Source organism: Luteipulveratus flavus (assembly GCF_029439465.1).
In the GTDB taxonomy this organism is placed as follows: domain Bacteria; phylum Actinomycetota; class Actinomycetes; order Actinomycetales; family Dermatophilaceae; genus Luteipulveratus; species Luteipulveratus flavus.
This window is the reverse complement of the sequence record NZ_JAROAV010000037.1, coordinates 1-22105: the sequence shown is the minus strand read 5'-3', so window position 1 is coordinate 22105 and position 22105 is coordinate 1. Positions and strand designations below refer to the sequence as shown.

The 22105-nt window shown below is 71.3% G+C and carries 23 protein-coding genes; 17 read left to right on the top strand and 6 right to left on the bottom strand.

What is annotated here, in order from left to right; translation table 11 throughout:
- The first annotated feature begins 33 nt into the window (after nucleotides 1-33).
- Genes mshA through P4R38_RS14945 form a run of 3 tightly spaced genes read left to right on the top strand, consistent with a single transcriptional unit; the run spans nucleotide 34 to nucleotide 2654 of the window.
- Nucleotides 34-1341, top strand: a complete 1308-nt coding sequence (gene mshA / locus P4R38_RS14955; protein WP_277192870.1) for a D-inositol-3-phosphate glycosyltransferase — start codon at nucleotides 34-36, stop codon at nucleotides 1339-1341.
- 20 nt (nucleotides 1342-1361) lie between these two features.
- A complete protein-coding gene (locus P4R38_RS14950; RefSeq protein ID WP_277192869.1) occupies nucleotides 1362-1856 on the top strand; it encodes a type III secretion system chaperone family protein in 495 nt (164 codons plus the stop codon).
- A 54-nt stretch (nucleotides 1857-1910) separates the two neighbouring features.
- On the top strand, nucleotides 1911-2654 hold the full coding sequence (locus P4R38_RS14945; protein WP_277192868.1) for a phosphoglyceromutase: 744 nt from the start codon (nucleotides 1911-1913) through the stop codon (nucleotides 2652-2654).
- An 86-nt stretch (nucleotides 2655-2740) separates the two neighbouring features.
- On the opposite strand, the gene phoU is transcribed toward P4R38_RS14945, so the two are convergent.
- Nucleotides 2741-3412 (bottom strand): phosphate signaling complex protein PhoU, encoded by a 672-nt coding sequence (gene phoU / locus P4R38_RS14940; protein ID WP_277192867.1) that lies wholly within the window; start codon nucleotides 3410-3412, stop codon nucleotides 2741-2743.
- A gap of 190 nt (nucleotides 3413-3602) precedes the next feature.
- Between phoU and P4R38_RS14935 the strand changes: the two genes are divergently transcribed.
- Both P4R38_RS14935 and P4R38_RS14930 read left to right on the top strand, forming a co-directional pair.
- The gene (locus P4R38_RS14935) at nucleotides 3603-4916 is read left to right on the top strand and encodes a sensor histidine kinase (protein ID WP_277192866.1); all 1314 of its coding nucleotides are present in this window, start codon (nucleotides 3603-3605) and stop codon (nucleotides 4914-4916) included.
- On the top strand, nucleotides 4913-5596 hold the full coding sequence (locus tag P4R38_RS14930) for a response regulator transcription factor (RefSeq protein WP_277192865.1): 684 nt from the start codon (nucleotides 4913-4915) through the stop codon (nucleotides 5594-5596). Before P4R38_RS14935 ends, P4R38_RS14930 begins: the two co-directional genes overlap by 4 nt.
- Nucleotides 5597-5660: 64 nt before the next feature.
- On the opposite strand, the gene P4R38_RS14925 is transcribed toward P4R38_RS14930, so the two are convergent.
- Nucleotides 5661-6233 carry a hypothetical protein gene (locus P4R38_RS14925; protein WP_277192864.1) on the bottom strand — a complete coding sequence of 191 codons (573 nt, stop codon included), beginning with the start codon at nucleotides 6231-6233 and terminating at the stop codon, nucleotides 5661-5663.
- Between the two features lie 227 nt (nucleotides 6234-6460).
- Here P4R38_RS14925 and P4R38_RS14920 point away from each other — a divergent pair, with 227 nt between their 5' ends.
- From P4R38_RS14920 to ispF, 3 genes are all read left to right on the top strand, one after another.
- Nucleotides 6461-6943 (top strand): CarD family transcriptional regulator, encoded by a 483-nt coding sequence (locus P4R38_RS14920; protein ID WP_277192863.1) that lies wholly within the window; start codon nucleotides 6461-6463, stop codon nucleotides 6941-6943.
- Between the two features lie 75 nt (nucleotides 6944-7018).
- On the top strand, nucleotides 7019-8281 hold the full coding sequence (gene ispD, locus P4R38_RS14915; RefSeq protein WP_277192862.1) for a 2-C-methyl-D-erythritol 4-phosphate cytidylyltransferase: 1263 nt from the start codon (nucleotides 7019-7021) through the stop codon (nucleotides 8279-8281).
- Between the two features lie 157 nt (nucleotides 8282-8438).
- Nucleotides 8439-8939, top strand: coding sequence for a 2-C-methyl-D-erythritol 2,4-cyclodiphosphate synthase (gene ispF / locus P4R38_RS14910; protein WP_277192861.1), 501 nt, complete (start codon nucleotides 8439-8441; stop codon nucleotides 8937-8939).
- A 61-nt stretch (nucleotides 8940-9000) separates the two neighbouring features.
- On the opposite strand, the gene P4R38_RS14905 is transcribed toward ispF, so the two are convergent.
- On the bottom strand, nucleotides 9001-9303 hold the full coding sequence (locus P4R38_RS14905) for a winged helix-turn-helix domain-containing protein (protein ID WP_277192860.1): 303 nt from the start codon (nucleotides 9301-9303) through the stop codon (nucleotides 9001-9003).
- 79 nt (nucleotides 9304-9382) lie between these two features.
- Here P4R38_RS14905 and P4R38_RS14900 point away from each other — a divergent pair, with 79 nt between their 5' ends.
- Genes P4R38_RS14900 through P4R38_RS14885 form a run of 4 tightly spaced genes read left to right on the top strand, consistent with a single transcriptional unit; the run spans nucleotide 9383 to nucleotide 12089 of the window.
- The gene (locus P4R38_RS14900) at nucleotides 9383-10471 is read left to right on the top strand and encodes an S-(hydroxymethyl)mycothiol dehydrogenase (protein ID WP_277192859.1); all 1089 of its coding nucleotides are present in this window, start codon (nucleotides 9383-9385) and stop codon (nucleotides 10469-10471) included.
- Nucleotides 10468-11127 (top strand): MBL fold metallo-hydrolase, encoded by a 660-nt coding sequence (locus tag P4R38_RS14895; RefSeq protein ID WP_277192858.1) that lies wholly within the window; start codon nucleotides 10468-10470, stop codon nucleotides 11125-11127. Before P4R38_RS14900 ends, P4R38_RS14895 begins: the two co-directional genes overlap by 4 nt.
- Before the next feature lie 9 nt (nucleotides 11128-11136).
- Entirely contained in the window at nucleotides 11137-11415 is a 279-nt protein-coding gene (locus P4R38_RS14890) for a DUF6412 domain-containing protein (protein ID WP_277192857.1), read from the top strand.
- 56 nt (nucleotides 11416-11471) lie between these two features.
- The gene (locus P4R38_RS14885; protein ID WP_277192856.1) at nucleotides 11472-12089 is read left to right on the top strand and encodes a YidC/Oxa1 family membrane protein insertase; all 618 of its coding nucleotides are present in this window, start codon (nucleotides 11472-11474) and stop codon (nucleotides 12087-12089) included.
- Nucleotides 12090-12134: 45 nt separating this feature from the next.
- On the opposite strand, the gene P4R38_RS14880 is transcribed toward P4R38_RS14885, so the two are convergent.
- Entirely contained in the window at nucleotides 12135-13721 is a 1587-nt protein-coding gene (locus P4R38_RS14880; RefSeq protein ID WP_277192855.1) for an alkaline phosphatase family protein, read from the bottom strand.
- A gap of 170 nt (nucleotides 13722-13891) precedes the next feature.
- Here P4R38_RS14880 and cysS point away from each other — a divergent pair, with 170 nt between their 5' ends.
- The 3 genes from cysS to P4R38_RS14865 are packed head-to-tail and all read left to right on the top strand — an operon-like array spanning nucleotide 13892 to nucleotide 16921.
- Nucleotides 13892-15319, top strand: a complete 1428-nt coding sequence (cysS, locus tag P4R38_RS14875; protein WP_277192854.1) for a cysteine--tRNA ligase — start codon at nucleotides 13892-13894, stop codon at nucleotides 15317-15319.
- A 1-nt stretch (nucleotide 15320) separates the two neighbouring features.
- Nucleotides 15321-16292, top strand: coding sequence for a 23S rRNA (guanosine(2251)-2'-O)-methyltransferase RlmB (gene rlmB / locus P4R38_RS14870; RefSeq protein WP_277192853.1), 972 nt, complete (start codon nucleotides 15321-15323; stop codon nucleotides 16290-16292).
- A 56-nt stretch (nucleotides 16293-16348) separates the two neighbouring features.
- On the top strand, nucleotides 16349-16921 hold the full coding sequence (locus P4R38_RS14865) for an arylamine N-acetyltransferase family protein (protein WP_277192852.1): 573 nt from the start codon (nucleotides 16349-16351) through the stop codon (nucleotides 16919-16921).
- 106 nt (nucleotides 16922-17027) lie between these two features.
- On the opposite strand, the gene P4R38_RS14860 is transcribed toward P4R38_RS14865, so the two are convergent.
- Nucleotides 17028-18272, bottom strand: coding sequence for a DUF4032 domain-containing protein (locus tag P4R38_RS14860; protein ID WP_277192851.1), 1245 nt, complete (start codon nucleotides 18270-18272; stop codon nucleotides 17028-17030).
- Nucleotides 18273-18469: 197 nt separating this feature from the next.
- Here P4R38_RS14860 and P4R38_RS14855 point away from each other — a divergent pair, with 197 nt between their 5' ends.
- A complete protein-coding gene (locus tag P4R38_RS14855; RefSeq protein ID WP_277192850.1) occupies nucleotides 18470-19390 on the top strand; it encodes a type IV toxin-antitoxin system AbiEi family antitoxin domain-containing protein in 921 nt (306 codons plus the stop codon).
- A 152-nt stretch (nucleotides 19391-19542) separates the two neighbouring features.
- Here the strand turns inward: P4R38_RS14855 and P4R38_RS14850 are convergent, their stop codons facing one another.
- On the bottom strand, nucleotides 19543-20622 hold the full coding sequence (locus P4R38_RS14850; protein ID WP_277192849.1) for an ABC transporter ATP-binding protein: 1080 nt from the start codon (nucleotides 20620-20622) through the stop codon (nucleotides 19543-19545).
- A gap of 257 nt (nucleotides 20623-20879) precedes the next feature.
- On the opposite strand from P4R38_RS14850, the gene P4R38_RS14845 reads away from it, so the two are divergent.
- Nucleotides 20880-22105: sugar ABC transporter substrate-binding protein (locus P4R38_RS14845; protein WP_277192848.1), on the top strand; the 1226-nt coding region annotated here is incomplete at its 3' end.

The window sequence follows — 22105 nt, the reverse complement described above, 5'->3', positions numbered from 1 at the left end:
GCGGGCCGGCCGACCGTGCAAGACTCGAAACCGATGAGCACCCTTCCCCGCCCCCGTCGCGTCGCGATGATCAGCGTGCACACCTCGCCGCTGGAGCGACCGGGCACCGGCGACGCGGGCGGCATGAACGTGTACGTCGTCGAGACGGCCAAGCAGCTCGCGCGGCAGGGCGTCGAGGTCGAGATCTTCACCCGCCGGACCACCGCCGCCCAGCCGGAGACCGTCGAGCTGGTGCCCGGCGTCCTGGTCCGGCACATCGACGCTGGCCCGTTCGAGGGCCTCGGGAAGGACGACCTGCCCGGTCAGCTGTGCGCGTTCACGGTCGGCGTGCAGCGGCTCGGCGCCGCGCACCCCGAGGGGTACTTCGACCTCGTCCACTCCCACTACTGGCTCTCCGGCCAGGTCGCCTGGCTGGCCGCCGACCGCTGGCAGGTGCCGCTCGTGCACTCCATGCACACCATGGCGCGGGTCAAGAACTCCCAGCTCGCCGACGGCGACCGGCCCGAGCCGCCCGGTCGCGAGATCGGCGAGCAGCAGGTCGTACGCGCGGCTGCCTGGCTGGTCGCCAACACCGAGCGCGAGGCGTCGGAGCTGATCGATCTGTACGACGCCGACCCCGCCGTGGTGCGGGTGATCCCACCCGGCGTGGACCTGGAGACCTTCACGCCCGGTGACCGCGACACGGCTCGCGCCCACGTCGGTCTGCCGCCCGACGCCGAGGTGCTGCTGTTCGTCGGCCGGATCCAGCCGCTCAAGGCACCGGACGTCCTCGTGCGCGCGGCGGCGGACCTGCTGGAGCGCGACCCCGGCCGCCGCGACCGGCTCGTCGTCGCCGTCCTCGGCGGCCCCAGTGGCTCGGGGCTGGACCACCCGGAGTCGCTCGCCGACCTGGTCGAGGAGCTCGGGCTCGGCGACGTCGTCCGGCTCGTCCCGCCGGTCGAGCGCGACGAGCTGGCGCAGTGGTACCGCGCGGCCGACGTGCTCGCGGTGCCGTCGTACAACGAGTCGTTCGGGCTGGTCGCCGTCGAGGCCCAGGCCTGCGGGACCCCTGTCGTCGCCGCCGCGGTCGGCGGCCTCCCGACGGCCGTCGGTGACGGCGGCGTCCTGCTGGACTCCCACGACCCGGCCGAGTGGGGCCGCACCCTCGGTGAGCTGCTGGACGACACCGAGCGACGTAGCGCGCTCGCCGAGCGCGCGGTGGCGCACGCAGCGGGGTTCGGCTGGGAGCGCACGACCGAGCGGCTGCTGACGCTCTACCGCGCGGCGTGCGACGGCGAGGCCGCGCCCGCGCCGGACCCGGCCTCAGGTCTGGCCGGCATCCCGACCGCGGTGATCCCGTGAGCGGCGAGGAGGGTGTTGCCGTGGTGACGGACGTGATCGAGGGCTTCCTGGCGGACGCCGAGATCGAGTGGGAGGCGGGCGCGTCCGACGGCGAGTACGTCGTGACGCTGCCGGGCGAGCGCAAGCTGCGGACGGTGGCCTCGCTGAAGGTCGGCGAGCAGTCGCTGTCGGTGTCGGCGTTCGTCATCCGCAACGCCGACGAGAACCACGAGGCGTTCTACCGCTACCTGCTGCAGCGCAACCTGCGCCTGCCCGGCCTCGCGTACGCGATCGACCGGAGCGGTGACGTGTACGTCGTCGGGCGGGTGCCGCTGGGCGCGGTCACCGACGAGTACCTCGACCAGCTGATGGGGGTGCTGCTGGAGGCGAGCGACAACGCGTTCAACGAGCTGCTCGTGCTCGGCTTCCGCAGCTCGATGCAGAAGGAGTGGGACTGGCGGGTCTCGCGAGGTGAGTCCACCCGCAACCTCGAGGCCTTCCGCCACCTCCTGGAGGCCCCACCGGGCAGCTCGTGAGCCCTGGTGCACGTCGTGTCAGGTCGGTCCGCGCGGGTCCCTAGACTCGCGGGCATGACGTACACCCTTGTCCTGCTGCGCCACGGCGAGTCGGAGTGGAATGCCGCGAACCTGTTCACCGGGTGGGTCGACGTCGACCTCACCGAGAAGGGACGGGCGGAGGCGAGGCGCGGCGGCGAGCTGATCGGCGAGGCGGGTCTGACCCCGGACGTCGTCCACACCTCGCTGCTGCGTCGCGCGATCACCACGGCCAACATCACGCTCGACGTCGCGGACCGGCACTGGATCCCCGTCAAGCGCAGCTGGCGCCTGAACGAGCGGCACTACGGCGCGCTGCAGGGCAAGAACAAGAAGGAGACCCTCGAGGAGTTCGGCGAGGAGCAGTTCATGACCTGGCGCCGCTCGTACGACACGCCGCCGCCGCCCATCGAGAAGGGGTCGCGGTGGAGCCAGGACGCGGACGTGCGGTACGCCGACCTGGGCGACGAGGCACCGCTCGCCGAGTGCCTCAAGGACGTCATCGAGCGGTTCCTGCCGTACTGGGAGTCCGGCATCGTGCCCGACCTGCGCTCCGGTCGCACGGTCCTGGTCGCGGCGCACGGCAACTCGCTGCGGGCGCTGGTCAAGCACCTGGACGGCGTCTCCGACGACGACATCGTCGGGCTGAACATCCCGACCGGCATGCCGCTGGTGTACGAGCTGGACGAGCAGCTCCGTCCGACCGTGCCGGGCGGCACGTACCTGGACCCGGAGACGGCGGCTGCGGCTGCCGCAGCCGTCGCGAACCAGGGTCGCTGACCCACCGACGAGGCGCCCGGACCGATGATCGGTCCGGGCGGGGGGCCGGGGCGCCTCGGCGTGGCCGTCGATCGACGGCCGGGCGCTCAGGCGTTCGTGACCAGGCCCTCGTCCACGGTGCCGTAGCTGCCGGTCACCAGGTAGACGATCCGGTCGGCGACGGCGACGGCGTGGTCGCCGAACCGCTCGTAGTACCGGCTGATCAGGGTCAGGTTGACGGCCGACTCGGTGCCGTGCGACCACTCGCCGCTGAGCAGCGTGTTGAAGATCGTGCGGTGCAGCTCGTCCATCTCGTCGTCGTCCTTGGCGATCTCGATGGCGGCGTGGACGTCCTTGTCGGCGATCGCGGCACCGGTCTTGGCGACCAGGCGCTTGGCGACGTTCTCCATGGCGGAGATGATCTCGGCGACGTCGTCCGGCACGGCGCCGCTGGGGTAGCGGCGGCGTGCGACCTTGGCGACGTGGCGCGCCAGGTCACCCATCCGCTCGATGTCGGAGGCCATGTGCATGGCGGTGACCACCATGCGCAGGTCGGTCGCGACCGGCTGCTGCCGGGCGAGCAGGTCGACGCACCGGTCGTCCACCTGGCGGCGCACCTCGTCGATGTCGTCGTCGGCGGCGATCACGCTCTCCGCGACGCTGAGGTCTGCGTCCAGCAGCGCCGTGGTGGCTCGCTCGATGGCCTGGCCGACCATCGTGGTCATCTCGACGAGCTCATCGGAGATGCGATCGAGGTTCTCGTGGAACGCATCGCGCATGGTGTCCTACATCCTTCTGTCCGTGGTTGCCATCGGCGCAGCCGACATCGGCGCCCGGGCGGTACGCACGGGCGACCATCTCAGGATGGCATGAACGTCCTCCAGCGCTCAGATGAACACTCGGCGACTCAGCGCGCGTGGCGGCGACGATGGTCGGGAGCACGTCCAGGCCGGCCGTACATTGGACGGCGTGTCTGACCTGACCTGGGCCGTGCTGTGGCTGCTCGTCGGCGTCGTCCTGGGCGCTGTCGCGGTGTGGCTGGCACGTCGTGCGCTCGCCGGCCGTGACCACGCCCAGGACCGCGACGACGCGGCTGCCGGCGACGCGGAGACGCTGCGCCCGGGTGCTCAGGACGTGCTGGGCGCGCTGCGCTCGATCACCGTCGTCGTCAACGCCTCCGACCGCGTCGTCCGGTGCTCACCGGCCGCCCAGGCCCTCGGCCTGGTCCGCGGTGCCGAGCTGATGCACCACGAGCTGCGCTACCTCGTCCGCCAGGTCCGCCGCGACCACGTGGTGCGCGAGGTCGAGATGGAGCTGCCGCGCGGCCCGCTCGGCCGGGGCCGGCTCACCCTCGGCGTACGCGTCGCGGCGCTGCACGGCGACCTGGTGCTGGTGCTGGTCGAGGACCGCACCCACTCCCGGCGGGTGGAGGAGACCCGGCGCGACTTCGTCGTCAACGTGAGTCACGAGCTGAAGACCCCCGTCGGCGGGCTCTCGCTGCTCGCCGAGGCGGTCGAGGGCGCCAAGGACGACCCGGAGGCGGTCGAGCGGTTCGCCATGCGGATGCAGATCGAGACCCAGCGGCTCTCGACGCTGGTGCGCGAGATCGTCCAGCTGTCGCGCCTCCAGGTCGCCGACACGCTGCACGAGCCGGTCCTGGTCGACGTCACCCAGTCGGTCGCGGAGGCGCTGGACCACCTGCGGGTGGTCGCCGAGGACCGCGACATCGAGCTGGTGACCGCCACGTCCGGTGAGGGGCCGCTGGTGGTGTACGGCGACGGTGAGCTGCTCACCACGGCCGTGCGCAACCTGGTCGCGAACGCCGTCAACTACTCCGAGGCCGGGACCCGCGTGGTGACGGTCGTCAGCCGCGTGGACGAGCTCGTCGAGATCGCGGTCACCGACCAGGGCCCGGGCATCCCGGCCGCCGAGCAGGAGCGCATCTTCGAGCGCTTCTACCGCGTCGACCCCGCGCGCTCCCGTGAGACCGGTGGTACCGGGCTCGGCCTGGCGATCGTCAAGCACATCTGTGTCAACCACGGCGGTGAGGTCACCGTGTGGAGCGAGGAAGGCCAGGGCTCGACGTTCACGATGCGGCTCCCCGCCGCGGACGCGGCGTCGGTCGAGCCCGCGCAGGACGCCGGGGCGGGCCCCCGGGCAGACCCGGTCACCGAGGCCGCCCCCGGACCGGACGTCGTCGACGACGGCGCCGGAACGGTCGACCACCACGTTCGGCCGCGCGAGCACCCGCCCGCGGCTCCCCGAGGAAGGACACACGCATGACCCGGATCCTGGTCGTCGAGGACGAGGAGTCCTTCTCCGACCCGTTGTCGTACCTCCTGCGCAAGGAGGGCTACGACGTGACCGTCGCCGAGACCGGCCCGGACGCGCTCGTGGAGTTCGACCGGGGCGGGGCCGACCTGGTGCTGCTGGACCTGATGCTGCCGGGCATGTCCGGAGTGGACGTGTGTCGCAACCTGCGCCAGCGCTCGAACGTGCCCGTGATCATGCTGACCGCCAAGGACAGCGAGGTCGACAAGGTCGTCGGGCTGGAGCTCGGCGCGGACGACTACGTCACCAAGCCCTACTCCAGCCGTGAGCTGCTGGCTCGGATCAAGGCCGTGCTGCGGCGCGGTCAGGAGGCCGACGAGCTGCTGCCGGCCACCCTGGAGAGCGGACCGGTCCGGATGGACGTCGAGCGGCACACCGTGGCGGTCAACGGGCGGTCGGTGCAGCTGCCGCTGAAGGAGTTCGAGCTGCTGGAGATGCTGCTGCGCAACGCGGGGCGGGTGCTGACCCGCATGCAGCTCATCGACCGGGTGTGGGGCAGCGACTACGTGGGGGACACCAAGACGCTCGACGTGCACGTCAAGCGCCTGCGCGCCAAGGTCGAGCCGGACCCCGGGAACCCGCAGTTCATCGTCACGGTGCGCGGCCTGGGCTACAAGTTCGAGACCGTCTGAGACCACCGATGCCGACGGCCACCTCGCTGCAGCGGGGTGACCGTCGTCGTCCGTGGTGGGCGGGTCAGTGCTCGGAGCCGGACCCGGCCTCCTCGCCGACGTCGCCCGGCTGGCTGGCGGTGCCGTCGGGCTCGTGGGTCAGCGTCGCGGTGCCGTACGGGTACTGGTCCAGCAGGACCGGGACCTGGACAGCGGAGGAGCCGGACCGTCCGGTGCTGAAGGTGACCTGGACCATGCGGCCGGGGTCGGCGCTCACCGAGGGCACCTTCACGCCCGAGCCGCCCGCGGCGGCGTCACCGGAGGCCTGGCCGTCGAGCCGGACGGCGGTGAGCGGGGGTACGGAGATGGTCGCCGGCGTGGAGCCCGCGGGCGTCACCTGCAGCTGGGCGGCGGTGGAACCGTTGTTGGTGACCATGCCGTGCATCTCGCCCGGCTTGCCCTTCCCGGTGGTCACGAGCAGGACGTTCGACAGCTGGAGCGCGCCGACCGTGGCGCTGACACCGTCGCCGGCGTCGTACTTCAGGTCGGTGGTCTGCTCGGAGAGCGACTGGCAGCTGCTGAGCAGCACGGCCGCGCCGAGCGCACCGACGCCGGCGAGGGTTCGCGCACGAAGGGGACTGAGGGCAGGACGCATCACGGCGCCAGCGTACCGGTCCCGGACGGGCCCTCCCGCGCCGGTGCGCCGGTGACCCCCGTCACTTCCGTACCACCTTCCTGTCGCGCGCGAAGCACGCTGGAGGGGGCGGTGTCAAGGGGCGATGCATAGCCCTTCGAGCCGCCTCGCAGGCCTCTGACCTGCGCAAACGTTTCGGGGATGGTGCCCGATCGTGCTATCCTGAGACCCGCGAAAGGGGCAAACACCATATGGCTTTCAAGGTCGGCGAGACGGTCGTGTACCCGCACCACGGGGCGGCCCTCATTGAAGAGATCAACGTCCGCAAGATCAAGGGAGAGGACAAGCAGTACCTCAAGCTCAAGGTTGCCCAGGGAGACCTCACCATCGAGGTTCCCGCCGAGAACTGTGATCTCGTGGGCGTGCGTGACGTCGTCGGCAAGGAAGGCCTGAACAAGGTCTTCGAGGTCCTGCGCGCCGACCACACCGAGGAGCCGACCAACTGGTCGCGCCGCTACAAGGCGAACCTCGAGAAGCTCGCCTCCGGAGACGTGATCAAGGTGGCCGAGGTCGTCCGCGACCTGTGGCGCCGCGACCAGGACCGCGGTCTGTCCGCCGGTGAGAAGCGGATGCTGGCCAAGGCGCGCCAGATCCTCGTCTCCGAGCTGGCCCTGGCCGAGCACACCAATGAGGACAAGGCCGAGGCCACTCTCGACGAGGTCCTCGCCTCCTGACTCAGTCCCGATGACGCCCGCGACGCTCCTCGTCGCGGGCGTCGTCCATGTCCGCAGCACTGCAAGGAGGTGGCCGTGAGCGCGGTCGGTGTCGTGATCGTGGCCGGTGGCCTCGGCACCCGGCTCGGGGCCGACCGTCCGAAGGCCCTGGTCGAGGTGGCCGGCGAGGCGATGGTGGTGCACGCCGTCCGCCGGGCTCGCGCCGCAGCGGGCGTACAGCAGGTCGTCGTGGTCGTCCCGGCGTCGCACCGGGCGGAGTTCGACCTCCTCCTACGCCGAGAGCGCGTGTCGTGCGGGTTCCCGGAGGGCGGAGGCAGCACGACACGCGCTCTCGACCCGGACGGCTTCCCCGGGATGACGGTGGTCGAGGGCGGGGCCGAGCGCACCGACTCGGTCGCCGCGGGACTGCAGGCCCTGGACGAGCAGGTCGACGTCGTGCTCGTCCACGACGCCGCGCGCGCGCTCGCGCCGACGACCCTGTTCGACGCCGTGGTGGCCGCCGTCCGCGCGGGCGCCGATGCCGTCGTCCCCGGGCTGCCGGTCACCGACACCGTCAAGCAGGTCGACGCCGCCGGTCACGTGGTGGCCACGCCCGACCGCTCCACGCTGCGCGCGGTACAGACCCCGCAGGGCTTCGCGCGGGCGGCGCTGGAACGCGCGCACACCGGGGGCGACCAGGCCACCGACGACGCGGCACTGGTCGAGCGGCAGGGCGGCACGGTCGTGGTGATCGACGGCGACACGCAGGCGATCAAGGTGACCCACCCCGCGGACCTGGAGGCTGTCGAGCGCCTCGCCGCAGCGGCCACGCCCGGCGCGGGGCCCGAGGGGCCGGCGCTCGTCGTACTCGGCGGGCTGCCCGGGGTCGGGAAGACCTCGCTGGCCCGGGCCATCGCGCGACGTACGCCGGTGGCTCATCTGCGGGTCGACACCATCGAGACGGGCCTGCGCCGGGTCGGCGCGGGCGAGGTGCCGCCGGAGACCGGCTACGCGATCGCGTTCGAGGTGGCCGGCGACCAGCTCGCGCTGGGTACGTCCGTGGTGGCGGACACGGTCAATCCGCTGCTCGTCACCCGTGAGGCCTGGCGGGCCGTGGCGGCACGGCACGACGCCCGGGTGCTGGAGATCGAGCTCGTGTGCTCCGACCCCGCGGTGCACGAGGCCCGGGTGACCGGCCGGGTCCCTGACATCGAGGGGCACGTCGACCCGACCTGGCAGGAGGTGCGGGACCGTGAGTACGCGGCCTGGGACCCCGACCTGCGCCTCGACACGGCGCACGCCACTTCCGACGACCTCGCCCAGGCGGTGCTCACCGCCCTCGCTGCGTCCAGGCAGTGACCGCTCGGGTCGTCCGTCGACGCCAAACCCTCGGCTCAGCCCGACGAGTGACCGTTCGGGCCGCTCGTGAGCGCTGGCGCGGTGGGGTGCGCGCGACGAGTGACCGTTCGGGGCGCTCGTCCTGGCTGGCAGCAGCCACCGTGGGACGATCGGGACTGTGACCCACCTCCCGCGCACCGGCATCGGCGTCGACGTCCACGCGTACGCCGAGGACGACCGCCCGCTCCACCTGGCCGGCCTGGAGTGGCCCGGCGAGCGGGGCATCGAGGGGCACTCCGACGGTGACGTGGTCGCGCACGCGATGTGCGACGCGTTGTTCTCGGCGGCCGGGCTGGGCGACCTGGGTCAGCACTTCGGGACCGACCGGCCCGAGATGGCCGGCGCCCGCGGGGTCGACATGCTCGCGGAAGCCCGGCGGATCCTCGGCAGTCACGGGTTCCGCATCGGCAACGTCGCCGTCCAGGTGATCGGCAACCGCCCGAAGCTCGGCCCCCGGCGGGACGAGGCCGCGCAGGCGCTCGCGGAGGCGCTCGGTGGCGTACCCGTGTCGGTGTCCGCCACGACGGCGGACGGCCTCGGGCTCACCGGTCGTGGCGAGGGCGTGGCGGCGATCGCGACCGCGCTCGTCGTGCCGGGCGAGGAGCCGTTCGTCGGCTGAGCGGCCGGCTCGGTGCCGAAGGAACGGGCGTGATGCCGCACGTTCCTTCTGCGCCAAGGCTCTAGGAAGTGACCGGCGGATACGGCCGGTCGTTCTCGCGCAGCTGTCGCTCGAGCCGGTCGCGCTCGGCCTCGTACGTCACCAGCGCCGCACGCCCGGACTCGGTCAGGCCGACCCGGCCGTCCTGCTCCTCGAGGTAGCCGGCCTCGCCGAGCGCGTCGAGGTGGTCCGCCAGCGTGGCGTCGGGCAGCGCGAGCAGTCGTTGCAGGGCCGGGCGCTCCACCGGGCCGGGCAGGATCAGCGCCGCGCAGATCCGCCGGCGTACCGGGTCCTGCAGCACGGGGTCGAGCTCGGCATCGCTCATCCGGACACCGTACGTCGGGCGCGGGGCCGGGCGCCTATGGTCGGTCACGTACGCCGCACTCGACGCCGAGGGAGCCACCATGCCGCAGACCGTCAAGGGAGTCATCGCCCGAGCGAAGGGGTCGCCGGTCGAGGTCGTCGACATCGTCGTACCGGACCCCGGACCGGGCGAGGCGGTCGTGAAGGTCGAGGCGTGCGGGGTCTGCCACACCGACCTGCACTACCGCGAGGGCGGCATCAACGACGACTTCCCGTTCCTGCTCGGTCACGAAGCCGCGGGGACGGTCGAGGCCGTCGGCGAGGGCGTGACCGACGTCGAGCCGGGTGACTTCGTCGTGCTGAACTGGCGCGCGGTGTGCGGCACGTGCCGCGCCTGCGCCAAGGGCCGGCCCTGGTACTGCTTCGACACCGCCAACGCCGAGCAGAGGATGACGCTCGCCGACGACGGCACCGAGCTGACGCCCGCCCTCGGGATCGGCGCGTTCGCGGAGAAGACGCTCGTCGCCGCCGGTCAGTGCACCAAGGTCGACAAGGACGCCGAGGCGGCGGCCGTCGGGCTGCTCGGCTGCGGCGTCATGGCCGGGTTCGGCGCGGCGGTCAACACCGGCAACGTCGGCCGCGGTGACTCCGTCGCCGTGATCGGGTGCGGCGGTGTCGGCGACGCGGCGATCGCGGGCGCGTCCATCGCCGGTGCGACGACGGTCATCGCGGTCGACGTGGATGACCGAAAACTCAGCCACGCCAAGGGTTTCGGTGCCACGCACACGATCAACAGCAAGGAGGCCGACGTCGTCGAAGAGATCCGCAACCTCACCGGCGGCTTCGGCGCGGACGTCGTCATCGAGGCGGTCGGGCGACCGGAGACGTACGAGCAGGCGTTCTACGCGCGCGACCTCGCCGGCACGGTCGTCCTCGTCGGCGTCCCCACGCCGGACCTGAAGATCGAGCTGCCGCTGATCGAGGTCTTCGGGCGCGGTGGTGCGCTGAAGTCCAGCTGGTACGGCGACTGCCTGCCCTCCCGGGACTTCCCGATGCTGGTCGACCTCTACCGCCAGGGCCGCTTCGACCTGGAAGCGTTCGTCACCGAGAAGGTCGGGATCGGCGACGTCGAGGCGGCGTTCGAGAAGATGCACGGCGGCGACGTGCTGCGCTCGGTGGTGGTCCTGTGAGCGGCGCGGAGACGGTGCTCGACCGCGACGGCGTACGCATCGAGAAGGTCGTCACCTCAGGCACGTTCAGCCTCGACGGCGGGACCTGGGACGTCGACAACAATGTCTGGGTGATCGGCAACGACGACGAGTGCGTGGTCGTGGACGCCGCCCACGACGCGCCACCCATCCTCGCGGCGGTCAGCGACCGTCGCCTGCTCGCCGTCCTGTGCACGCACGCGCACGACGACCACATCAGCGCCGTCGGCGAGGTGTACGACGCGACGCACGCGCCGTCGTATCTGCACCCGGCCGACCGCGAGCTGTGGGACCGCGTGTACGACGAGGTCGGCCCGGACCACGAGCTCGCCGACGGCGACCGCATCGAGGTCGCCGGCACGACGCTGGAGGTCCTGCACACGCCGGGTCACGCGCCGGGCGCCTGCTGCTTCCTGGCCCGCGACCTCGGCGTCGTGCTGACCGGTGACACGCTCTTCCAGGGCGGGCCGGGCGCGACCGGCCGGTCGTTCAGCGACTTCCCGACGATCATCGGGTCCATCCGCGACCGGCTGCTCACGCTGCCGCCGGAGACGGTGGTCCTGACCGGCCACGGCGACTCGACCACGATCGGCGACGAGGCACCGCACCTGCAGGAGTGGATCGACCGCGGGCACTAACCTGGCCGGGTGCAGCTGCTGAGCGACCTCGACACGGCCCTGGCCGTGGCGCTCCTGCTGCCCGTGGCCCACATCGTGCTGGGCACGTCGATCGCCGTGGCGGCCACCGCGATCGTGCTGCTGCTCGCGGCCGTCGCGCTCACGGTCGTCGCACCCACGACCACCCGGTCGGTGCACGTCGACCGCCGCCGTCGCGCCTGGCGCTCCCTGCTGGTCGCGCTCCGGCGCCCCGACCTGCCCGGCCGCCCGCGCCCTCGAGCGCCCGGTGTCGGCCCGGCGGGCGCCTGACCCATCGGGCCCCCGCCTCCGGTCCTCCTCTTCTTCGACCTCACCGGAGGTTCGCCGTGCTGTCCCTGCTCGACCCGTTCGTCCTGCTGCTCCACACCGCCCTCGTCCACCTGACCGACGTCCTGCCCGCCTCGCTCGCCGTGGTCGTGCTCACCGCGCTCGTCCGGCTCGCCCTGCACCCGCTGGTGCGGTCGGCGTACCGCGCCACCCGCGACGGACGGGCGGGCTGTCTGCCGCTCCTCGTCCAGATCCCCGTCGTCTCGTCCGTGTACCGGCTGTTCACCGCGTCGAGCCTCGCCGGGCACGCCAACCTGCTGCTGAACCAGAGCCTGCTCGGGGTCCCGCTCGGGTCCCACCTGGTGGCGGCCGCCGGGTCGGGGTCCCTGGTCTTCGGCGCGCTGCTGGTGGCCGTGGCGCTGGTGGCGTGGGGCTCGTACCGGTTCACGCGGCGTACGGCGACGGCGCCGACGTTCCCGGACGGGACCGCACCCGAGGTGGCCGTCGCGATGCAGCGGACCGCGCGGCTGCTGCCCGTCCTCTCGTTCGGGACCGTGCTCGCGGTCGCCGTGCTGCCGCTCGCCGCCGGCCTGTACCTGCTGACCTCCACCGCGTGGGCGCTGGCGGAGCGGATGTGGCTGCACCGGACGTACGCGAGTCCGGTCCCCGCGGTCTGAGGACGCCGTGGCCGGCCGGCGGTGCTCCGCCGGCCGGCCCAGGCGTCAGTGGTGCGAGGGACCCGGGTTGCCGACCTTCACCGCGGGTGCCAGGTCGTTGACCGCGGCGTCGCGGGGGCTCAGCGCCGGCAGCCCGTACGCACGCTCGATCGTCGCGAGGATCGAGGTCGTGTCGTAGGAGGTCCGGCTGACACCGGACTTCTTCATGCCGGCCGAGAGCACCAGCGCGGGGATCCGGGTGCCCGGACCCCAGGCGTCGACCGTCGGCGGGGCGACGTGGTCGGCGGACCCGCCGAACTCGTCGTACGTCACCACGACGAGCGTGTCCTTGGCCTGCGGGCCCTTGGTCACGGCCTCCAGCAGGTCGACCAGGTGGTCGGAGCCGTCGTGCTCGCTGGCGTACCCCGGGTGCTCGTTCTCCGACCCGTACGGCTTCACGAAGCTGACCTGCGGGAGGGTGCCGCCCTTGGCCGCGGCGAAGAACTTCTTCTCGTCCTGCAGGTGGCTGCGTCCGGGGGTGCCCGGCGCGTAGTTCGCGAAGTAGTTGAACGGCTGGTGGTGGTACTGGAAGGTGCCGCCCGGGTGGCCCGCGACCGCGTCGTCCCAGCCGCCGGAGTACCAGTTCCACGAGACCCCGCCGGCGGTCATCCGGTCGCCGATGTTCGGGTACACCGCGTCGTTGATCAGCGGGATCTTCGCGCCGCTCGCGGACGCGGGCGGCGAGCTCGGCTGGACGGTGTTGACGGCGTACGCGCCGCACGCCCGTACGGGGTCGTTGCCGCCGGCCGCGCACGCCTGGGTGAGCTGGCCGTCGACCACCGGACCGGTCGCCTTGTACTGGTCGTACGAGGTCGGCATGCCGTTCGAGTCCAGCACCGACGTCTTGGCGCCGAGTCCCCCACCGGAGGTGTCCAGCGGAGAGCGGGCGGCGATGAGCCACTGGTGGTTGAGGAACGACCCGCCGAACGCGGCCTGGAAGAAATGGTCGGCGAGCACGTAGTTCGGGGCGCCCTTGCCGTGCAGGTAGCGGTAGATCGGCAGCGCCTTCGTGTCGTACACGCCGACCGTGGAGCCGACGGCGTCCGAACCCGTGACGTACCGGTTCTGCCGGCCCCCGTTGAGCTGGTACTGCTCCTGGTAGAAGCGGTGCACCTGGTCCTGGGTGCAGCCGCCGGGCAGGCCCGTGCCCTTCAGGACGCCGTGCGGGGCGAACGTACCCTCGGGCGGGCAGGTCGTGTCGTCGGGCTTGATGTAGTCGTCGAACGTGAAGGGCGCGTTGGTGAAGTGGCTCGCCGCGATGCCGTGGGCGGGGTCCGTGCAGGTGCTGGACAGCGGCGGCGAGGTCAGGTTGACGTCGTTCTGCGGCAGGCAGCCGTACGGGGTGCCGTCCTGGGCGACCTGGGTGACGGCCCGGCGGCCCTCGACGCGCTGGCCGTTGACCCGGCCCCACCCGCCGTACAGGTTGTCGAAGGAGTGGTTCTCCTCGTAGATGACGACGAGGTTCTTGTAGCCGCCGGGCAGTGGTCCGGCCTGATGGTGCGGCTTGGCCGAGGCGGCGCTGGGGAAGGCGGTCGCGGCGGCGGCGAGCCCGGTCGCTCCGAGGATGCAGACGGCAGAGGTGAGACGACGCATGGTCACTCCAGCTGGACGAGACGATGAGCGCTGACCCTGCTCTGTCTAGCACCGCGGCCCCCGTCTGGCAGCCCTCGACGGCGCTCGTGAACGTCCCGGTCGGTCGCGGCCCGTGCGGGCGTGACTCTCGCGTCGTCCGGCGCCACCGCTGCGCTCGTTAGACTCTGCGCGTGACTCTGCAGATCTATGACACCGCGACCCGGTCGCTGCGCGACTTCGTCCCGCAGCACGAGGGCAAGGTCGGCATCTACATCTGTGGCCTCACCACCCAGGGCTCACCGCACATCGGGCACGTCCGGTTCACCGTCGCCTTCGACATCCTGCGGCGCTGGCTGACGACCGGCCACGGGTACGACGTGACGCTCGTCCGCAACGTCACCGACATCGACGACAAGATCCTGCGCAAGTCGGCCGAGCACGACGAGGAGTGGTTCGCCTGGTCGTACGCGCACGAGCGGGAGACCAGCGACGCGCTGGACACCCTCGGGGTGCTGCGACCGACGTACGAGCCGCGCGCCACCGGTCACATCACCGACATGGTCGACCTGATGCGGACCCTGATCGACAAGGGCCACGCCTACCCGGCGCCCGACGAGAGCGGCGACGTCTACTTCGACGTGCGGTCCTGGCCCGCCTACGGCGAGCTGACCCGGCAGTCGCTGGACGACATGGAGGCGGCCGAGGACGCCGACCCGCGCGGCAAGCGGGACCCGCGCGACTTCGCGCTCTGGAAGGGCCGCAAGTCCGAGGAGCCCGCGACGGCGTCCTGGCCGACACCGTACGGCGAGGGGCGCCCGGGCTGGCACCTGGAGTGCTCCGCCATGGCGCGGCGCTGGCTCGGCGACTCCTTCGACATCCACGGCGGCGGCATCGACCTGCGCTTCCCGCACCACGAGAACGAGCAGGCCCAGTCGCGTGCCGCCGGCCTCGGCTTCGCGCAGTACTGGATGCACAACGGCTGGGTGACGCTGTCGGGCGAGAAGATGAGCAAGTCGCTCGGCAACACCCTCACCGTCGAGGAGCTCACGAAGACCGTGCGGCCGATCGTGCTGCGCTACTACCTCGGCTCGGTGCACTACCGCTCGACGATCGAGTACCACGAGGGCGCGCTCGCCGAGGCCGGCGCCGCCGTCGAGCGGATCGAGGGCTTCCTGCAGCGGGCCGAGCCGGCGAAGTACGCCGACCGGTTTGTCCCCGTACCAGCAACCTTCGCGGCCGCTATGGACGACGACCTGAACGTGTCCGGGGCGCTCGCGGTCGTGTTCGACGCCGTCCGCGAGGGCAACACCGCTCTGGACGACGGCGACACCGACACGGCCCGCGACCGGGCGGCCGAGGTCGTGGCGATGACTGCGGTCCTCGGCGTGAATCCCCTTGACCCGCAGTGGAGCTCGGGTGGTGACGGCCGTGGTGAGCAGGCGTTGGGCGTTCTCGTCGAGGCGCTCATCGCGCAGCGGAAGACGGCCCGAGCGGACAAGGACTTCGCCGCCGCGGACACCATCAGGGACCAGCTGACCGCGGCGGGCGTCGTGGTCGAGGACACTCCGGACGGTGCGCGCTGGTCGCTCGCCCGTCCCGCACACGACGAGAAGGACTGACATGGCCGGCAACTCGCGCCGTCGAGGCGCGATCCGTAAGGCAGGCTCGAAGAAGGGTGCGGTCGTCGGCAGCGGCGGCCAGCGCCGACGCGGCCTGGAGGGCAAGGGCCCGACCCCGAAGGCCGCCGAGCGGCCGAACCACAAGGCGTACAAGGCTGCTCGGCGTGCGGACAAGGCGGGTGACGGTGCTGGCGGGCAGCGTTCGTCGAGGCCACCGCAGCGGCGCAACAAGCAGTCGTCGGAGGTCATCGCCGGGCGCAATTCGGTGGTCGAGGCACTGCGGTCCGACATCCCGGCCACGACGATGTACGTCGCCGGCCGCATCGACTCCGACGACCGGGTCCGCGAGGCGCTGAAGATCGCCGCCGACCGAGCGATCCCGATCCTGGAGACACCGCGCGGCGAGCTCGACCGCCTCACCGACGGCGCCGTCCACCAGGGCCTCGCGCTGCAGGTGCCGCCGTACGAGTACGCGCACCCGAGTGACCTGATCGACCCCGAGACGCCGGGCATCCCGCTCGTGGTGGCGCTGGACGGCATCACCGACCCGCGCAACCTCGGCGCGATCGTCCGTTCGGTCGCCGCGTTCGGCGGCCACGGCGTGGTCGTGCCCGAGCGCCGCTCCGTCGGCATGACCGCTTCCGCGTGGAAGACGTCCGCCGGCGCCGCCGCACGCGTCCCGGTCGCCCTGGCCGGCAACCTGACGCGTGCGCTGGAGGACTTCCGCAAGGCCGGCTTCTTCGTGCTCGGCCTCGACATGGACGGCGACGTGTCGCTGCCCGAGATCACGCTGGCGTCCGAGCCGCTGGTGATCGTGGTCGGCTCCGAGGGCAAGGGCCTGTCCCGGCTCGTCGGCGAGACCTGCGACCAGATCGTCTCGGTGCCGATGAGCTCGGCCGTGGAGTCACTGAACGCCGGCATCGCCGCCTCGGTCACCCTCTACGAGATCTCCCGCCAGCGCGCCCGCGCCTGACCCATGCCTCGCCGGTCGAGTAGAACCGATGTCTCGCCGGTCGAGTAGGGGAACCCATGTCTCGCCGGTCGAGTAGGCGAGCCCCGCAGGGCGAGCCGTATCGAGACCACGGTGCCCGCGACGCGTACCTCGACCGGCTCGGCGTCATCCGTCGGCCGCCGTCGCTCGAGGCCCTGACCGAGCTGCAGCGGGCTCACGTCGAGCGCGTGCCGTACGAGACGATCTGGCTGGCCCTCGGCAGGCAGGTCGGCATCGACGTCGGCTCGTCGGTCTCCCGGATCCTGTCCGGCTGGGGCGGCTACTGCTTCCACCTCAACGGCGCGTTCCACTGGCTGCTCGGCGAGCTGGGGTACGACGCGCGGTTGCACCGCGGCGGCGTCCAGGGTGGCCGCCAGGACGCACCGCCCGGCGCGACCGGTGAGCACGCGGTGATCACGGTGAGGCTCGACAGCGCCGACTGGCTGGTCGACGTGGGGCTCGGCAGCTGCGTCGGCGCGGTGTCCGCTCAGCGCCGCTCGGCCGACGTCGTCCGGTTGCTCAAAGGGGCGACGTACCGCCGCTTCGACGCGAACGGGTTTGCACGAGCAGGTATGCGCGTCGAGCGCCGAGTGGTGGCAGCTGGTCGGTGACGAGCTCGAGCTGCCGGTCGACCGGGTGCCGGTGGGCGACCGAAACTCCCTGTGGGACAACGTGATCCGGGGTTGCACGCCGGTTGCTGGCTGAGCGTCCCGCCGCTCAGTCCGTACGCGCGCGTACCGGGATGGACTCCGTGTCGACGCCGACGACCGCCTTCTCGTCCGGCTTGGTCGGCAGAACGGTGTCGACGTAGTCGACGATCGCGTCCTCGATCGCGACGTCGTGGCCCTGCTTCTCCGAGAGGTACCAGCGGTGCTCGAGCACCTCGTGGAAGATCTCGGCCGGCTCGAGCTTGGCGCGCATCGAGGCGGGCACGGTCCGCGTCACCGGCTCGTAGATCTTGGTCAGCCAGTCGTAGGCGACCAGCTCCTCGTCGTCGTTCTGCCGGTCGGTCGCCGCGCGGTAGGCGTCCAGGTCGTTGAGCAGGCGCCGGGCCTGGTTGTCCTCGACGTCGAGGCCGGTGAGTCGCAGCAGCCGGCGCCGGTGGTGGCCCGCGTCGACGACCTTGGGCTGGATCTGGATCTCGGTGCCGCCGATGTCGGTGGTGATGTCGAGCTCGCCGACGTCGAAGCCCAGGTCGTTGAGGCGGCGGATGCGCTCGTCCACCCGCCACCGGTCGCCGGTCTCGAACCGTTCGGTCTTCGTCAGCTCCTCCCACAGGGTGCGGTACCGGGTCATGATCTGCTCGCTGACCTCGATGGGTTCGACCTCCTCGCCGATGAGGCCACCGGCCTGCAGGTCCATCAGCTCGCCGGCGATGTTGACGCGCGCGATGTCGAGGTCGTGCTCCCGCTGGCCGGTGCTCAGCCGGTCGTGCAGCTCGCCGGTCTCGGCGTCCACGAGGTACGCGGCGAACTCGCCGGCGTTGCGCTTGAACAGCGTGTTGGACAGGGACACGTCGCCCCACCAGAAACCGCTCAGGTGCAGACGTACGAGCAGCACGGCGAGCGCGTCGATCAGCCGCTGGGCGGTGTCGGGCTTCAGCGTCTGGCTGAGCATCGCGCGGTAGGGGAGGGAGAACTGCAGGTGCCGGGTGAGCAGGCAGGCGTCCAGCGGCTCGCCGGCCATGGTGGTCCGGCCCGCGACCACCCCGACGGGTTCGACGGCCGGCTGTCCGAGGCGGCGCAGCATCCGGAGCATGCCGTACTCGCGGCGGGCGATGTCGGCCTTGATCTCCTTGACTGCCATCACCCGGCCCTCGACGCGCACGAACCGGACGACGTGCCGAGAGATGCCGCGCGGCAGAGCCGCCAGGATCTCCTCCGGCCACTCCTCCAGCGGCGTGCTCCAGGGCAGGTCCAGCAGAGCGGGGTACGGCCGCGCGGCCGTGAGTTCCAGAGCCACGTCCTCGATCGTCCCACCGCACGCCCCTCGACGCACCCACCAACAGGCCGACGCACCGCCGCCGCCCAAACTGCGTTTGGTGTTCTTGACGCAGTTCGAACCGCGTCAGGAGAACCAGACGCAGTTTGAACACGCGATCGGGGCGGCCGTCCACAGGGTCACCGGCGTGCTCCTCCCGAAAGTGCCACCCTGCCGGCGTGATCGATGACGCACTACTCGTGCTCGCGGCGTCCCAGGGAGAGCTGTTCGGGCGCACGGACGTACTCGCCGCGGGCATCCACCCGACCCAGCTGCGCTCCTGGGTGAAGGAACGCCGCTGCCGACCGGTGATCCGCGGCATCTACAGCACCCGCCCGGCCCCGCCCCGAGATCGCGACGAGCGGCTTCTGGAGAAGACGCACGCGATGCTGCTGAGCAACCCCGGTGTGGCGGCCGCCGGAAGGTCAGCGCTCATCCTGCACGGCATCGACACCCACGGCGTGAACTACGACCGGGCTCAAGGTGTGTGGCTGAACGGCTGTGCGACACGTTCGACGGAGTGCGTCATCATCAGGCGGCCGCTGGTACGCCCGGAGGTCGTGCAGGTCGGCCGCTGGCCGTCCGTGGCGCCGAGCTGGGCGGTCGTCGACGTCGCACGTGACGCCGGAGTGCTCCCCGGCGTCGTCTCCGCAGACAGCGCGCTGCATCAGGACCTCCTCACGCGGGCCGCGCTCGCCGACGTCATCGACGCCCTTCCGCGCAGCCACCGGATCGGGCGTGCAGCCCGGATGTTCGCACTCATGGACGGTCGGAGCGAGTCGGCGGGGGAATCCATCACCCGCCTCATCCTGCGCCGCGCAGGCTTCGACATCGAGCCTCAGTTCCGTATCGAGGTGAACGGAAGGCTGATCGCTCGACCCGACTTCCGGGTCCGGGGAACGCGCCTGCTGATCGAGTTCGACGGCATGGTCAAGTACAAGGGCGAGAACGGCGCAAAAGCCCTGCAGGAGGAGAAGATCCGAGAGGACATGCTCCGTCGGCTCGGGTGGTCCTTCGTCCGCCTCATCTGGCCCGATCTCGACCACCCAGCGATGATCGTGAGTCGCGTGCGGTCGGCGTTGAGCGACCTGGCGGCCTGAGCTCGCGATCAAACTGCGACTGGTGTTCATGACGCAGTTCGAACCGCGTCATCAACACCAAACGCAGTATGAGCAGCGGGCGGCGAGGTGGCGAGCAGGCGGAGGGGTACGCCTGGGGAGGGCCCCGGGCGTACCCCTCGGCGTGTGCTGGGTCAGTCGCCCAGGCGGGCGCCCGACTCGGGGTCGAACAGGTGGACGTGGCCTTCCTTGGGCGTGAAGTACACCGTCGAGCCCTTCTCCGGCGGGGTGCGTCCGTCGACACGGGCGATCATCTGCAGCTGGTCGTCGTCGACGGTGGTGTGGCCGTAGACGTACGCGTCGGCGCCGAGCTCCTCGACGACGTCCACCTCGACCGGGATGCCCTGGCCGTCGGTGTTGAGCGCGAGGTCCTCCGGGCGGACACCGAGGGTGACCCGCTGACCGGCGCCGGAGAGCGCGCCGCGCTCGACCGGGTGGACGACGGAGCCGAGCTTCACGCCACCGTCGGCGACGGGCACGTCGAGCAGGTTCATCGCGGGCGAGCCGATGAAGCCGGCCACGAACACGTTGTCCGGGTGGTCGTACATGCGGCGCGGGGTGTCGCACTGCTGCAGGATGCCGTCCTTGAGCACCGCGACCCGGTCGCCCATCGTCATGGCCTCGGTCTGGTCGTGGGTGACGTAGACGGTCGTGACGCCGAGCCGCCTTTGCAGTGAAGCGATCTGGGTGCGGGTCTGCACGCGCAGCTTGGCGTCCAGGTTGGAGAGCGGCTCGTCCATCAGGAACACCTGCGGCGAGCGGACGATCGCGCGGCCCATGGCGACGCGCTGGCGCTGACCACCGGAGAGCGCCTTCGGCTTGCGCTCCAGGAACGGCTCCAGGTCCAGGATCTTGGCGGCCTCCAGGACGCGCGAGCGGATCTCGGCCTTCGGCGTGCCGGCGATCTTCAGGGCGAAGCCCATGTTGTCGGCGACCGACATGTGCGGGTAGAGCGCGTAGTTCTGGAAGACCATGGCGACGTCACGGTCCTTGGGGGAGAGGTCGGTGACGTCGCGGTCCCCGATGAGGATCCGTCCGCCGTTGACCTCCTCCAGGCCGGCGAGCATGCGCAGGGAGGTGGACTTCCCGCAGCCGGAGGGACCGACGAGGACGAGGAACTCGCCGTCCTCGATCGCGATGTCGAGCGCGTCGACCGCGGGGGTCTCGGCCCCGGGATAGACGCGGGTTGCCTGGTCGTACGTGACTGTTGCCATGGTGCTGCCCTTCCGTCACCGGCAGGAACGTGCCGGACGATCCGTTGTGATGGAACACCGGGGCCGTCGGGGACCCGGTCCCTCGATCTTGCCCCATGTGACCTAGGTCATGTGTCGTTCGACACCGGACTGCTCCAGATCAGTTCACCGACGGATCCTTGCAAGATCTTGCAAAACGATGGAGAGATCGGGCACTATGACCGGCGTCACAACGCCGTCATTGGCCGCCGCGAGCGTCCAGCCCTCAAGGAGAGCCCGTGTTCAAACGCCCCTTCGCCATCGCCGTCGGCGGGTCGGCAGCCCTGCTGCTGACCGCATGCGGCGGCTCGTCCGACTCGGGCAGCAGCGCCAGCGGGTCGGCCGCGCAGACCCCGCCCGCCGCGTCCGCCTCCACCTCGAGCGCTGCCGCTGCCGCCGCGCCCACCACGGTCTCGACCAAGGACCCCGCGCGCGACGCGAAGGCCGACCTGGTCATCTGGTCCGACGCCGACCGCGCCCCGACCGTCAGCAAGTACGCGGCCCAGTTCGGCCAGGAGAACGGCATCACCGTCGCGGTGCAGATCGTCACCGACGCCCGCCAGCAGTTCAAGGACGCGACGAAGGTCGGCAAGGGTCCGGACGTCGTCGTCGGCGCACACGACTGGCTGGGCGAGCTCGTCCAGAACGCCACCGTCTCCCCGGTGAACCTCTCCGCCGCGGACCAGGCGAAGTTCGCCCCGCAGGCGATGGCCGCGACCAAGTACAACGGCCAGGTCTACGGCGTTCCCTACGCCGTCGAGAACATCGGCCTGATCCGCAACACCGAGCTGGTCCCGAACGCGCCGAAGACGATGGACGAGCTCCTCACGCAGGGTCAGAAGCTGGTGGCCAGCAAGAAGGTCACGAACGTCCTTGCCCAGCAGATCGGCAAGAAGGGCGACGCGTACAACGGCTACCCGTACCTGTCGGCGTTCGACGGTGGCATCTTCGGCACCAAGGCCAACGGCGACTACGACCCGGCCAAGGTCATCGTCGGCAGCCCGAACTCGGTCAAGGGCGGCGAGCTGCTCGCCAAGATGGGCAAGGCCAAGGCGCTGTCCACCAACATCGACGACAAGAACGTCGACACGCTCTTCGACTCCAAGAAGGCGCCGTTCATGATCAGCGGCCCGTGGGCGATCGACAAGATCAAGAAGTCCGGCGTGAAGTACGCCATCAGCCCGCTGCCGACCGTCGCCGGTGGCGGCTCGATGAAGCCGTTCCTCGGCGTGCAGATGTTCTACGTCTCGGCCAAGGCCAAGAACGCCACGTTCGCGCAGGAGTTCGTCACCAAGTACGTCCCGCGTGAGGACGTGCAGGAGGCGCTGTTCGCCGCCGGCAACCGCCCGCCGGCGCTGACGGCCGCGTACGACAAGGTCGCGGCGACCAACCCCGACGTGAAGGCGTGGTTCGAGGCCGGCAAGGACGGCAAGCCGATGCCGAACATCCCCGCCATGAACTCCGT